This is a genomic window from Chloroflexia bacterium SDU3-3, assembly GCA_009268125.1.
GTDB lineage: Bacteria > Chloroflexota > Chloroflexia > Chloroflexales > Roseiflexaceae > SDU3-3.
The window spans coordinates 1-12,511 of the sequence record WBOU01000019.1 but is presented as its reverse complement, the minus strand read 5'-3'; the positions used below and the strand labels follow the sequence as shown (position 1 = coordinate 12,511).

Sequence of the window (12,511 nt, the reverse complement as noted above, 5' to 3'; positions counted from 1 at the left end):
CGCCCCGCATGTTCGCCGCCAATGCGTCACCGATGCCCTCTATTGCCCAAGCACCGATCCGCCACCAATCCAGTTGGCCACATCCGAGATGGTGACGACGACCATCAGGCCCATCAGCATCGCGAAGCCAACCGCGTGTACCAGCGCCTCTTTCTCAGGCGGGATCTTTTTGCCGCGCCGCGCCAGCTCCACCAGCGAAAACAGGATGTGGCTGCCATCCAGCGCGGGGATGGGCAGCAGGTTGAACAGGAAGAGGTTGAGGCTGATCAGCGCCATCCACTCCCAGAAGCCGGTCGCGCCGTGCTTCTCGATCACCTCGCCCGTGCCGCGCGCCATGCCCACCACCCCGGTGAAGCCGCCCGGCACCGGCTCGTTATGCCCAACCAGGCCACCCACCAGCTTGCCGATCGCTGCGACAAAGCTCTGCAGCGTGGTGCCGGTCTGCTGTGCGCCTACCACCAGTGCGCCAAACGGGCTAACCGGCAGATACTCGACGCGGCTGCTGTACGAGAAGCCAAAGCCGCTCTCAAACACTTTCTTGGTCTCGGGGTCGGTCCACTGGCCAGGGGTGACCGTGAGCGTCTGCTCTGCGCCATCGCGCAGCACCAGCGCCGAGATCGGCGTATCGGTGTTCTGCTCGGCGATCGATCGGATGACATTGATGTCGGTACCGATCTCCTGGCCGTTCATAGCGATCACGCTATCGCCCGCCTGAAAGCCAGCGCGAGCCGCCGGGGTGCCCGCCACCACGCCATCCAGCGTGATCCCACCCAGCTGGTGAGGCACACCGTTGGCGAACATCAGGCCGCAGTAGATCAGGTAGGTAAGCAGCAGGTTCATCAGCGGGCCAGCCAGCAGCACCAGGATCTTTTTCCACGGCGCGGCTGCGGCCAGGCTGCCGCCAGCGCCATACAGCGACTCGCCATCGCCGCCGAAGCGCACAAATCCACCGATAGGTAGCCAGTTCAATGTATATTGCACGCCCTTGTGCTCGAACAGCACCTTGGCGCGAGGGGGGAAGCCAATGCCAAACTCATCGACCGCGATACCCAGCCAGCGCGCGGTGAGAAAGTGCCCAAGCTCGTGCACCAGCACCAGCACCGCAAGCATCGCAAGAAAGATGATCAGTGTGAGAATACCGCCTGTAAAGCCTTCCAATGCCCGCTCCTTTAATGGTTATGGGGGTGGTCGCAGGTATGACATGGTGCGGCGGGAGACCGCCATGCATCTGTGCCGGGTAGTGTACCCCAAAGCCATGGCCGCTGTCAACGAATGAGCGAGGCTCAGCCGCTGTACGTTTGGCGGGCGGTGCCGCTAGTGGAAGTGCAGCAGTAGAATGATGTAGTAGAGGATGGGGGCGGTAAACAGCAGGCTGTCGGAGCGGTCGAGCAGGCCGCCGTGGCCAGGGATGATGTTGCCCGCATCCTTCAGGCCCACCTGGCGCTTCATCAGCGACTCGGCCAGATCGCCCACCGGGCCGACCACGCCGCCCACCAGCGCCAGCAGCGCGGCCTGGGGCAGCGAGAGCGGCAGGCAGAACAGGTAGATGCCCGCCAGCGCTCCGGCGAACGCGCCCAGCATCCCGCCAGCAGCGCCCTCCCAGGTCTTCTTGGGCGACAGGGCGGGGGCCATCTTGTGCTTGCCAAAGCGCTTGCCCACAAAGTAGGCGAAGGTATCCTGCAGCCACGTGATCGCCATCACGCCAAACAGCCAGGCCGCGCCGGACGGCAGGCCCAGGCCCGCCAGGAAAGAGGGGCGGAGCGGCGTCTCCAGCAGGCGCAGGCTGAGCACGAAGCTATACATCCAGCCCACATAGATCGCGCCAGCCACGGTCAGCGCCCAGCTCGCCAGCCCACGCTCCTCCGAGCTACGCGACAGCGTGGCGGTCAGGCTGCCTGCGATCAGCAGCGTGATCACCAGGCCCAGCAGGTCGAAGCCGCCTAGGATGGGGCGCAGCGCCACGCTGGCCACCAGGCCCAGCGCGCCCGCGATGCCGACCCAGGTGTGCGGGCGATAGCCGCCGTGGGTGTAGGTGCCGTACAGCTCGAGCAGGGCCAGCACCACCACCGCGCCCAGCACCAGCGACATCGCCCAGTAGTTCCACCACACGATGATGATGATCACCGGCAGCAGCACGGCGGCGCTGGCCACGCGGGGCAGCAGCGAGCTTGGCTTGTTAGCTTTTGATGAGGCCGCCGAATCGGCGTTCGCGTTGTCCATATTCCTGGATCGCCTGTCGCAGTTGCAGCGGCCCGAACTCTGGCCAGTAGACTGGCGTGGTCCAGTATTCGCTATAGGCCGCCTGCCAGATCAGAAAGTTCGAGAGCCGAAGCTCGCCGCTGGTGCGGATCACCAAGTCGGGGTCGGGCATGCCCTGGGTCGAGAGGTGGGCCGCGATCTGCTCCTCGGTGATCTCATCCGCCGAGATGCCGCTGGCCACCAGGCGGCGCACCGCGTGGGTGATATCGGCCCGGCCGCCGTAGTTGAAGGCCACCGCCAGCGTGATCCGCGTGTTGTCGCGGGTCAGATCGCAGGCGTTCTGGATCTTGCGCTGCAGCGCGGGCGACACGTTTTCCATGCTGCCCAAGTGCCGGATCTGCGCGCCCTCGCGGTGCAGGTTCTGCAGCTCGCGATCCATGAACTCGCTCAGGATGAGCATCAGGCCCTCCACCTCGGCGGAGGGGCGTGTCCAGTTCTCGGTCGAGAAGGCGTAGAGAGTCAGGCAGCGGACGCCCTGCTCCACACTCTCGGTCACAATCCGGCGGATATTTTCCGTGCCGGCGCGGTGGCCTGCCAGGCGGGGAAGCCCGCGCTGCTTGGCCCAGCGGCCATTGCCATCCATGATGATCGCAATATGTTTCGGCACGCGAGAATACGCGTTCGCTTCTGACGACATGATTGTACCTCAGAACATAGGCGGCGCTCGCGGCGGGCGTACCGACCGCAAGCGCCATGCCTAGCTCCTATCTAGACCTCCATGACCTCGGTCTCTTTGGCCGAGCCAACAGCATCCAGCTCGCGGGTGTAGCGGTCGGTTAGCTCCTGGAGCTTCTCCTGGCCGCGGCGCTGCTCATCCTCAGAGATCTGCTTGTCGGCAAGCAGCTTCTTCACATCCTCCAGCGACTCGCGGCGGATGTTGCGCAGCGCCACCTTGCTCTCCTCCACGCGGGCCTTCACCTGCTTGGTCAGCTCCTTGCGGCGCTCTTGGGTGAGCGCGGGCAGCACCAGCCGGATGATCCGCCCGTCGTTCGAGGGGTTCAGGCCCAGATCCGAGTTCTGGATGGCCTTCTCGATGGCCTTGAGCGTCCCGGCGTCGTAGGGCTGGATGATGATCATCTTAGCCTCGGGGATGTTCACCCCGGCGAGCTGATTCAGCGGCATCGTCGACCCATAGGCCTCGACCTCCAGGTCCTCAACGAGTGCCGGCGACGCTCGGCCCGTGCGAATGCTGCTCAGGCTGTGGCGCAGCGCTTCGACGGTCTTTTTCATTTTGCCTTCGGTTTCGCGTTGGATGTCACTGATCATACGCCTATCTCCGGGTTGTGCGCGCAACAACTTGTTGCGGCGGAAGCCAATGATCTATTCGCCGCTGCTGACCAGCGTCCCCAGCTGCTCGCCCAGCACGATCCGCTCGATCGAACCGACCTGCATCGAGTCAAAGACGATGATCGGCAGCTTATTATCCATACAGAAGGTGAGAGCGGTGCTGTCCATCACCGTCAGGCCGCGGCTCAGCGCCTCCATGTATGTGATGTGCCCAAACTTGGTGGCCGAGGGGTCGTGGCGGGGATCGGCGCTGTAGATGCCGTCGACACCGTTTTTCGCCATCAGGATAACCTCGGCGTGCATCTCTGCCGCGCGTAGGGCGGCGGCGGAGTCGGTGGTGAAGTAGGGGTTGCCAGTGCCCGCCGCCAGGATGATCACGCGGCCCTTTTCGAGATGGCGGGTGGCGCGGCGGCGGATGTATGGCTCGGCAACCTCATCCATGCTGATGGCGGTCATCGCGCGCGTGAACACGCCGTGGCGCTCTAGGGCGTCCTGCAGGGCCAGCGCGTTGATCACGGTGGCCAGCATGCCCATGTAGTGCGACTGCGCGGCGTCCATCCCGCGAGAGATGGCCTTGTTGCCCCGCCAGATATTGCCCCCGCCGAGGACGACTGCCACCTCAACACCGTGGCGATGGACAGACTTGATTTCCTGGGCGTAGTAGTCGAGGACCGACTGGTCGAGGGTGTTGCTCTTGTCACCGGCCAGGGCCTCGCCGCTCATCTTCAGCAGCACCCGGCGGTAGATGGGTTGTGTCATGCTTGTTGGGAAGGAAAGCACAGAGCGCTCGCGCGAGCGCTCTGTGCTGCCTTCATCTTAGCCGCCGATCTCGTAGCGGACGAAGCGGCGGATGATGATGTTCTCACGAACCTTCGCGACGGTGTCTTTGACAAGGTCCTCGATGGTCTTGGAGGGGTCGCGGACGAAGGGCTGGTTGAGCAGCACGTAGTTCTCGTAGAACTTCTCGGGCTTCTCGCCGCTGGCCTCGATCGCATCGGCGGGCACCTCGTCGGGGCGGATGTAGCGCGGGTTCATCGCGGCGATCTGCATGGCGAGCGCGCCGCAGAGCTTGATGAAGTCCTCGTTGCGGCCCACAAAGTCGGTCTCGCAGTCGACCTCGACCAGGGCGGCCAGGCGGTTGCCGGGGTGGATGTAGACCTCCACGCGGCCCTCGTTCGCGGCGCGGTCGGCGACCTTCTCGCTGACCTTCAGGCCCTTCTCGCGCAGGATGGCGATGGCCTTGTCCATATTGCCTTCGGTCTGGGTCAGGATGTCTTTGCAGTCCTTGATGCCGGCACCGGTGCGCTCGCGCAGCTCCTTCACCATCTGTCCTGTAATCTCTGCCAAGGTAGTGCTCCTTTACGTGTGGCTCTCTGCCTGGCGAGGTGGCCGCGCCGCGCCCGTGGGCGGGGCCGCTGGCGCCCTCGCGCGCAGGCGGCGTTTCACCCCTGCGCATCGCTCAAAGTTGATTGCATAAAAATGGGAAGAGAGGAAGCGACAGCCGCGCCGCGCTTCCAATCTTCCTCACGAGTATGAAGCGCTGTTGTCGCGCCAGTTTACTCGGCGGCCTCGGTCTCGGCGGCCTCGGCCTGCTCGACCGGCTGCGCATCGTACTGGCCACCGCGCATGGCATCGGCCTGCGAGGTCTCGCGGCGGGTGGAACCCTCCACGGCGGCGTCGGCGATCTTGCCGGTGATCAGGCGGATGCTGCGGATCGCGTCGTCGTTGCAGGGGATGATATAGTTGATCGGATCCGGATCGCAGTTGGTGTCCACCATCGCGACGATCGGAATACCAACCTTCACCGCCTCCTTCACCGCCAGATCTTCCTTGTGGGGATCCACGATGAAGAGGGCCGAGGGCAGGCGATCCATCGTCTTGAGGCCAGCGAACACGCGGTTCAGCTTCTCGATCTCCTGCTCAAGCTTCAGGCCCTCGGCCTTGGTAAGCTTGGCGAAGTCGCCGCGGTCGCGCTGGGCCTCAAGGTCGTTGAGGTAGCGGAGCCGCTTGCGCATGGTGCTGAAGTTGGTGAGCGTGCCGCCGAGCCAGCGCTGGGTGATGTAGAGCTGGCTAGCGCGCCCGGCCTCCTCGGCGATCACATCCTGGGCCTGCTTCTTGGTGCCGACAAACAGGATCTTGCCGCCAGCGGCCACCGTCTCGGTGACGAAGCGGTAGGCGTCGGTCAGGCCAGCCGTGGTCTTCTGCAGGTCGATGATGTGGATGCCATTGCGCCCTGCGAAGATATAGGGCTTCATCTTGGGGTTCCAGCGCTTCGTCTGGTGCCCGAAGTGAGCGCCTGCCTCAAGCAGGGACTTGAGGGGGATGAGCCGCTGCGTTGCCTGGGTCATGGGTACGGTACTCCTTAAGGTATCTTGATTCCGCCACCGCTCTTGCATGCTGGCCCGACCGATCGCCTGATCGGCAGATAGGCAAGTGCACCAAGCGGTGTGTGTGTTTCGCACTGAAGGCGCGATGTGGTGCAGTATATCATACAAGCGCGAGTGCGGCAAATCGCTTCCCCATGCGCCAGATCGGCCAGTGCCGCGGCTACGCATGTGCTATGCTGCCACCAACATTGGCGAGAAAGCGAGATCTTTATGGAAACTCAGCATAATCCGTTCACCCAGCGGGGGGCCATCCGCGACCCGCGCTTCTTTGCTGGGCGCTGGGGCGAGCTGTCGCTGCTGTTCGGCGCGATGGAGCAGCGCATGCCGGTGGCGGTAGTGGGGGTGGCCGGGGTGGGGAAGTCGTCGCTGCTGCACCATGTGGCGCAGTCGGCGGCGGTGAATCTGGAGCAGCTCGACCTGATCGCGATCTCGCTCGATCTGGCGGGCGCGGCCACATCCAGCGCCGCCGAGGTCTACCGCCTGATCATCCGCGCGCTGGCCCAGCCCGGCGAGACGCCGACGGCGCTGCTGCGCGCCCTGGCCGGCACGCCAGCGCCGGTGCTGGTGTGCCTCGACAACGCCGAGCAGGCGCTTCCCACTGCCTGGGGCGCCGAGCTGCTCGACAGCCTGGCGCGGCTGGCGCGCGGCGGCCATCTGCTGTTGGCCTGCGCCTTCGGGACCGAGCCGCCCGCGCTGGGCGAGCGCTTCGCGCTGGTGCGGCTGGGGGCCTTCGCGCAGGCCGAGGTGCGGCTGTTCACCGAGGCCTACCTTGAGGGTACGGGGGTGGCCTTCGGCCCGCGAAACCTGCAGCAGCTCTACCAGCTGAGCCTGGGCCACCCCGCCTACATGCAGCGCGCGGCCTACCATCTCTTCCAGGCGGCGCAGCAGCCTAGCTACCCCTGGGCCAGGGCCTACCTCGATGAGGCGCGCGACATGCCCATCCCAGGGTCGCCGCTGCCACCGCAGGTGTTCGCCGCCGCCGCCGCAGCGGGCGAGGCCGCCTTCACGCTGGACACCGGCGAGGGCCAGCGCCAAACGCCGCCAGCGCCCGCCACCATGGAGATCGAAGCGCCGCCCACCTGGGTGGTGGCGGCGCTGGTGGGCCTGGTGATTCTGGTGATCGTGCTGGCGCTGCGCTAGAGAAAGTAGACCCCAACGGCGATCACCAGCAGGATGAAGGTGAACAGCGTGGCGTACTGCAGCATGCTCCACGGGCGGCGCGGCGGCGCGGGTGGCAGGTGCTGCTGGATATCGATGCCTAGGTAGCGGCTGTAGCGCTGCAGCGCCGAGCGCAGCTGCTGCTTGGGCACATAGGCGAAGTTCTCTTGCTCGATCGCCTGCAAAAACTCCCAGCGCGTGCTGCAGTCGCGGGCGGCCTGGATGAGCGGGATACCCTTGGCCAGCCGGGCATCGCGCAGCTGCAGGCCCACGCGCCTGGCCTGGGCGGCGGGCGAGGGCGCAGCCGCCGCAGGCAGCGGCAGATCCGAGAGATCGAGGCTGGGCGGCGGCGGGGCGGCAGGCGCAGGCGGTGGCGAAACGGCGGGCTCAGGCGGCGGGGCGGGGCGCTGCTTGAGCCCGCTGGTGCCTACCGTGCGCGGGCGCGGGCTAGCCTGGGTGCGGCGCAGCACGGCCTCGATCCGGGCTTGCAGATGCGCCATGTTGAAGGGCTTGGAGATATAGTCATCCGCCCCTGAGGATAGCCCGGTGATGATGTCGGCATCCGAGCTTTTGGCCGTGAGCATGATCACTGGGATGCTGGAGTAGGCGCGGATCTGTCGGCACACCTCCCAGCCGCTCAGCGTGGGCATCATCACATCCAGCAGCACCAGGTCGGGCTGCTCGCGCTCGATCCGCTCAAGCGCGCTCAGGCCGTCGGAAACGTAGCTCACCGCGTAGTTGCACCCGCGAAGCTGGTAGGTCAGCAGCTTGCCAATCGCAGGTTCGTCGTCGACGATCAGGATCTTGGTATTCATATGGCGTTCTCCGCTGTGCGCCTGGTGCGGTGCGAGATGACGCTGTAGGGCATCCCCCGCCGTGGCGCAGCGTTGGTTAGGCAGCAGCCGCTGTGGTCTCAAATCGATTGGGCACCCGCTGCGCCCGGCTGGTGGCGATCATCTGCGTGATCGCGCCATAGAGTGCGGCGCGGGCATAGGCGCGGATCGCGTGGCTCTGGCTTGCGCCCTCGGCCAGGTTGCCCAGGGTGGTGCAGGCCGCGCTGCCGCCGATAGCGCCCAGCGCCTGGATGCTGGCCACACGGATCGGCTCGGCACCATCGGCGGCCAGGGCGACCAGGGCTGGCACGGCGGGGGTGTAGCTATGGTCGCGGATGGCGCGGATGGCGCGCACCCGCAGCTCGGGCAGCTCGTCCTCGGCGGCGGCCAGCTGCTCCATGGCCGGGCAGGTCTCGACATAGGCCGCGCAGGCGGCCAGGGCGCGCAGCCGCAGCGGCATCGGCAGCACGGTGTGCCGCGCGATCGCCAGCAGGTCGGTGGCGCTGGCCTCGGCGCTGATCAGGTGCTCCAGCGCCTGCAGGCGCAGCGGCAGCGGCCCCTCTTCCAGGTAGCTGCGCAGCAGCGGGCGGTAGCCCTCGCCGCCGATCTGCATCAGCGTGCCGATCGCGCGCAGTCGGGTGGCCCGCTCGGCGGCGGGGTTCTGGGCCACGCGCACCAGCACGGGGGCCACACTGCCGTCATTCAGCTCGGCCAGGGCCTTGAGGGCGGCGCGGGCCACATCGGCGCGCTCGTCCTGGGTGTAGCGCAGCAGCAGCGGCAGCGACTCGCTGTCCTGCACGCGGCCAAGCACCATCAGGATGCCAGCGGTGATCGGCTCGGGCTGGCGCTCGCGGCGCAGTACCTCGCGCAGGATGCGGCGGCCCTCGGCGCTAAGCGACTGCGGCAGGTGCTCGGCAGACAGGCCGCGAAGCGCCACATCCTCGCGCGGGTCGGAGAGCAGGCGGATAAGCACAACCTCGGTGGCAGGCTCGTTCAGCATGCCCAGGCCCACCACCGCCTGCGAGCGCAGGTGCAGGTCGCCGGTCGTATCATCCAGCAGCTGGCGCAGCAGCGGCAGCGCCGCAATCGCACCGCGCTGGCCCAGGGCCTCGGCCAAAGCCCCGCGCGTAAAGCTGTCGATGCCGCTCTGGCCGAGCGTGCGCAGCATCACATTTTCGCCCATCGGGTGGCTGCGCAGGTGCTGCACGGCCATCCAGCGCACCATCGCGCTCACCTCGGCGCTGGCGATCAGGTGGCCCAGCGCCTCGGCGCTGCTGATGCCGGTGTGCGCGAGCGCGCTCACCACGCTGTCGCTCGCGCTGCCCGCCGCGTCATCGATCAGCGCGGCCATCAGGGCGGCCTGGGCGGTGTTGCTGCCGATGGCGGCCAGCGCCTCGGCGGCGGCGGCGCGGATGCGGTCGGCCTCCTCGTGCAGGAACTCGCGCACCACCGTGGGCTGCTCGGCCTGGGTGGCGGCGCGGGCCAGGGCCTTGGCCAGGCCGGTGGCCAGCGGCGCGGGCATCGCCTCGTTGGCCAGGGCCTCGGCGCTGGGCATGCTGTGCAGGGCCTGCGGCACCGCGCGCTCAAGCCGCGCCAGCGCGCCAGCGCCCACCAGATCGCCCAGGGCGCTGGTGGCCTCCTCGCACTTCAGGCGGCCAAGCACATCGACGATGGCGATCGTCAGGTCGACATCGGCCTCGGCGCGGTCGAGCTGGCGCAGGATGGGCGCGTACAGGCTGGGGTCGGCGGCGCTCAGGCCCGCGCAGATGCCCTCGACCAGCTCGGCGGGGGTGGCCTCATCGGCCAGCATGCTGCGCAGCAGCGGGATGTAGCTGGTCTCCTCGGAGCTGCTCAGCCGGGTGGAGGCCAGCGAGCGCACCAGCGCGCCGGTGGCGGGGTCGCGCACGATGTCGGCGATCGGGCCAAGCGCCGCATCGCCCAGGGCCGCCACGCTCAGCAGCTGGGCGTAGATCGGCAGCGTGACATCGCGGGCGCAGCGGGCCAGCAGCGGCTGCGACTCTTCTGCAAAGCGCAGCACCAGGCGCTCGACCGCGCCGATGCGCGTGTCGCCGGGGGCGTCGTGATCGAGCGCGGCGCGGCTCAGCGCGGTCTGGCCCCGGCTGGCATCGCGCGAGGCCAGCTCGCCCAGGGCGGCCTGGCGCACGCTGGCATCCTCATCGTAGCAGGCCCGCTCGATCACCGTCAGCGCGGTGGGCTGGCTGTTGCCGCTCAGCAGGCTGAGCGCGGCGGCGCGGTGGGCCGGCGGGATCTGCGGGTCGTCGATCAGGGCCGCCGCCACGCGCAGCAGCCGCGCATCATCCACCCCGAAGCTGGCCAGATCGCCGATGGCCTCGCCGCCCAGCACGCAGGCCATGGCGGCGCGGCTCTCGGCGCTGTGCAGCGACTGCACGTAGGTCCAGCGGGTGCGGGCGGGTGGCTCTAGGGGCGGTGCCATCGGCACATTGCGCGTCGGGAACTGCGAGACCAGCAGCTCGGCCACATCCCAGGCCAGCTGCGGGGCGGTGGCGGCATCGTAGGCCAGCCGCTCGGCGAATGGCACGGCGATCTCGTCGGGCAGCAGGCTGATCATGCGCGGGATGACGCGCTGCGAGTCGTCATCGGCCTGGGCCAGCGTGGCGAAGGTGGCCTCCAGGGCCGCCCGGCACTGGCGCAGCAGCGCCATGGCCTGGCTGCGCTGGGCTGGCCTGCCGTTGCGGGCCAGCAGCGCCATGGCCCCGGCCACGCGGGTGGCCCAGCGCGGCGGCGTGTCGGGCCGCTCGCGCAGGCACACGCCGAGGGTCAGCAGCAGGTCGGCGCTGGGCTTGCCATCGCCCCACAGCGCCAGGTAGAGCGGCGGCAGGTCGACCGCGATCGCCGCGCAGAAACGCGCGATCTCGCGCTGCTCGGCGGGGGCCAGCAGCCGGATCAGGTCGTAGCGGCCCTCGGCGGCCAGCTGGCGGGCGGCCAGGTAGCGGCGGAACAGCGGCGGGTTGAAGCGCAGCTGCCCCGAGCCGGTCGGCTCGACTAGGCCGGGCGGGAGGCTCTGGGGCCGCTCGTCGTAGGCGGCCAGCAGCTGCAGCGCCTCCAGCGACTCGCGGGCGCTCTCGCGCTGGCGGTTCAGGCCATATAGCCGATCGAGCGCGGCATCGTAGAGCGCGGCGCGGTTGGTGGGCAGCGCGCCCATGTCGGACACCAGCGCCAGCAGCGCCACCTCGAACAGGCGCGTGGCCAGCGGTGCCAGCGCCGCGCCGGGGCGCAGCGCGGCGGTCACGGCGGCGCGGCGCTCCACTGGCACCAGCAGCTCGATCCAGCGCTCGATCGCGCCCTCCTGCGGTGGGGCCACCATCAGCGTGGTGAAGCCCGGCCAGCGCTCCTCGTCGCGGTCGGCGGCGACCACCACCATGGTCTCTGGCCACTGGTCGGGGGCCAGCTGCAGCACCGCGCGCCACGCGTCCTGGCGCTGCGGCGTCAGCTCATCCAGGCCGATCAGCAGCAGCGCGCTGCCGGCGATGCGCTCGGCCAGCGGCGGCTGGGGCGGCGGGCGGCGCGAGATGGTGCGCGGCTGCGGGCTGTAGCTGGCCAGCGCATCCGAGAGCAGCGCGTGCGGGTCGCTGCGGCTGTCGTCGATCTTGGGCAGCACGATCAGGCACGGCGCAGGCCTGCCCTCGGCGGCCAGCAGCCGCTGGGCGATCTGCTGCAGCGCGGTGGCGCGCCCGCTGCCCAGCGCGCCGGTCAGCAGCACGTAGGGGGTCTGATCGAGGGTGTCGTCAAGGTGCCGGGGCGCGCCGTCGACTCCCAGGATCGGCAGGGGGATGTCGAGCAGCGCTGGCAGCTGCTGAAGAAGCGCGTTCTGGGCTATCTCGGCGGCCAGCTTGCGTCGGTGGGCGCGCTGGTCGTTGCCATGTCGTAGGCGCTGGACAACGTTAAGGGCAACCATAGCATCCTCCCTGCGGGTGGGGTAGTAAGACAAGGGAAATGGTATGCTATGGCGTCCTGAGGGGCAAGCGGTAGGAATTACAGCGCCATTACATGTAGCGCGCCGCGCTGCTGCATACGCTGTCTCGACCAGGTCAGAATCAACCTCGACCGGGTCAGAGTCAACCTCGACCGGGTCAGAGTCAACCTCGACCGGGTCAAAATCAACCTCGACCGGGTCAGAATCAACCTCGACCGGGTCAGAATCAACCTCGACCGGGTCAGAATCAACCTCGACCGGGTCAGAATCAACCTCGACCGGGTCAGAGTCAACCTCGACCGGGTCAGAGTCAACCTCGACCGGGTCAGAATCAACCTCGACCGGGTCAGAGTCAACCTCGACCGGGTCAGAATCAACCTCGACCGGGTCAGAATCAACCTCGACCGGATTGTGCTTTCCTTATCAGCGCTGGCGGTGGTGGTGGCGAGGTGGGTGGATGCCCTGCGCGGGCGGCGGCTCGGGGCCTGCCCCTAGCAACCCCCCCAGGGGGCGATGCCCTCACATGGTGTCACTTTATCGGGTGTTCCGAGGCCGTTTTAGCGAAACGGTGCGTTGGTATTCGTTCGGCTTGGGTGCGCCTTCGTCGATAGTGGTCATTTTTGGATGGTGGT

At 67.8% G+C, this 12,511-nt stretch carries 9 protein-coding genes and 1 pseudogene; 1 reads left to right on the top strand and 9 read right to left on the bottom strand.

Annotated elements, in window-relative coordinates:
• Positions 1-39: 39 nt before the first annotated feature.
• The 7 genes from F8S13_23375 to rpsB form a co-directional block, all read right to left on the bottom strand.
• Positions 40-1,110: a site-2 protease family protein gene (locus F8S13_23375; GenBank protein ID KAB8140527.1), complete on the bottom strand. Its 1,071-nt coding sequence runs from the start codon at positions 1,108-1,110 to the stop codon at positions 40-42.
• A gap of 204 nt (positions 1,111-1,314) precedes the next feature.
• Positions 1,315-2,151, bottom strand: coding sequence for a phosphatidate cytidylyltransferase (locus F8S13_23370; protein KAB8140526.1), 837 nt, complete (start codon positions 2,149-2,151; stop codon positions 1,315-1,317).
• Between the two features lie 25 nt (positions 2,152-2,176).
• Positions 2,177-2,896, bottom strand: a complete 720-nt coding sequence (locus F8S13_23365) for an isoprenyl transferase (GenBank protein ID KAB8140418.1) — start codon at positions 2,894-2,896, stop codon at positions 2,177-2,179.
• Positions 2,897-2,967: 71 nt separating this feature from the next.
• Entirely contained in the window at positions 2,968-3,525 is a 558-nt protein-coding gene (locus F8S13_23360; protein ID KAB8140417.1) for a ribosome recycling factor, read from the bottom strand.
• A gap of 54 nt (positions 3,526-3,579) precedes the next feature.
• Positions 3,580-4,305 (bottom strand): UMP kinase, encoded by a 726-nt coding sequence (locus F8S13_23355; GenBank protein ID KAB8140416.1) that lies wholly within the window; start codon positions 4,303-4,305, stop codon positions 3,580-3,582.
• Between the two features lie 57 nt (positions 4,306-4,362).
• On the bottom strand, positions 4,363-4,893 hold the full coding sequence (locus F8S13_23350) for an elongation factor Ts (protein ID KAB8140415.1): 531 nt from the start codon (positions 4,891-4,893) through the stop codon (positions 4,363-4,365).
• A 209-nt stretch (positions 4,894-5,102) separates the two neighbouring features.
• Entirely contained in the window at positions 5,103-5,894 is a 792-nt protein-coding gene (gene rpsB, locus F8S13_23345) for a 30S ribosomal protein S2 (GenBank protein KAB8140414.1), read from the bottom strand.
• A 249-nt stretch (positions 5,895-6,143) separates the two neighbouring features.
• Between rpsB and F8S13_23340 the strand changes: the two genes are divergently transcribed.
• The gene (locus F8S13_23340; GenBank protein ID KAB8140413.1) at positions 6,144-7,073 is read left to right on the top strand and encodes an NACHT domain-containing protein; all 930 of its coding nucleotides are present in this window, start codon (positions 6,144-6,146) and stop codon (positions 7,071-7,073) included.
• A gap of 476 nt (positions 7,074-7,549) precedes the next feature.
• Here the strand turns inward: F8S13_23340 and F8S13_23335 are convergent.
• Positions 7,550-7,906: pseudogene (locus tag F8S13_23335) on the bottom strand (response regulator transcription factor).
• 76 nt (positions 7,907-7,982) lie between these two features.
• Positions 7,983-11,861 carry a hypothetical protein gene (locus tag F8S13_23330; protein ID KAB8140412.1) on the bottom strand — a complete coding sequence of 1,293 codons (3,879 nt, stop codon included), beginning with the start codon at positions 11,859-11,861 and terminating at the stop codon, positions 7,983-7,985.
• Positions 11,862-12,511: the final 650 nt, after the last annotated feature.